The 972-nt window shown below is 46.7% G+C and carries 2 protein-coding genes; both read right to left on the bottom strand.

Annotated features, from left to right (window positions below; translation table 11 throughout):
- The coding region (locus A3762_RS21615; protein ID WP_068757583.1) for an enoyl-CoA hydratase-related protein at positions 1 to 720 on the bottom strand (720 nt) is incomplete at its 3' end.
- Positions 721 to 746: 26 nt separating this feature from the next.
- Positions 747 to 972, bottom strand: a 226-nt coding sequence (locus A3762_RS21610; protein ID WP_304439315.1) for a carboxyl transferase domain-containing protein, incomplete at its 5' end; no start/stop codon positions are given.

Below are 972 nucleotides of genomic sequence, written 5' to 3'. Positions count from 1 at the left end.
TACACGCAGTGAGGCAATGATTTCTGCTGTCGCATGCTGTTTATCTTGGTTTAAGTCTGATTCGGAAACTTGCCTTATTAATTTCTTAGTTGCGATGCTTGCCTTAGGGCCGTTGCTGATAATCTGTCGGAGCACCTTGTCGACCGCGTCATCAAGTTGACCTTGCTTTACGACTTCATGCACCAAGCCCCATTTTTCAGCTTGCTGAGCATCAAATAACTCGGCGGTAAGAAATAGGCGACGGCATCGTCTTGCTCCCATCGCTTTGAGGACATACGGGCTAATTGTTGCAGGGCTTAAACCTAGTTTTACTTCGCTCAAGCAAAACTTAGCATTATCAGACGCGATGGCAATGTCACAGCAACTAATCAGGCCAAGAGCACCACCGAACGCGGCGCCTTGAATTTTAACGATGGTTGGGACGGACAAGGTGTTAAGCGTGTCCATCACCAATGCGAGTTGCTTGGCGTCTTCAAGATTCTGCTGGTAATCCAGTGAGGCCATGCGTTTCATCCATGACAGGTCAGCGCCAGCACTAAAGCTCTTTCCTGTTGCACTCAGGCAGAGTACTCGCACAGAAGGGTTTTGCTCAACTTCGGCAAGCTTAGCAAGTAAAGAAGCAATTGTTTCATCGCCAAAAGCATTATGCTTATCCGGACGATTAAGTACGAGACGCGCCGTATGGTTCTCTATTTTCAAGATTACAGATTGCTCTGACATTGTAGTACTCTAATGCTCGTAAAAACTTACATTCGGAAGACGCCAAATTGCGTGTCTTGAATGTCGTTATTCATGCTTGCCGATATTGCCATGGCAAGGACCTCACGCGTTTGCGCGGGTTCAATAATGCCATCATCCCATAACCTAGCTGTTGCGTAATAGGGGTGAGATTGCCTTTCAAATTGATCAATAATAGGTTGTTTCAGTTTCGCCTCATCATTGTCAGACCAAGGTTCTCCGCGCTTTGCCATG

Source organism: Oleiphilus sp. HI0125, assembly GCF_001635355.1.
Note: the sequence above shows the minus strand (reverse complement) of the source record. Positions and strands in the feature narration are given on the sequence as shown.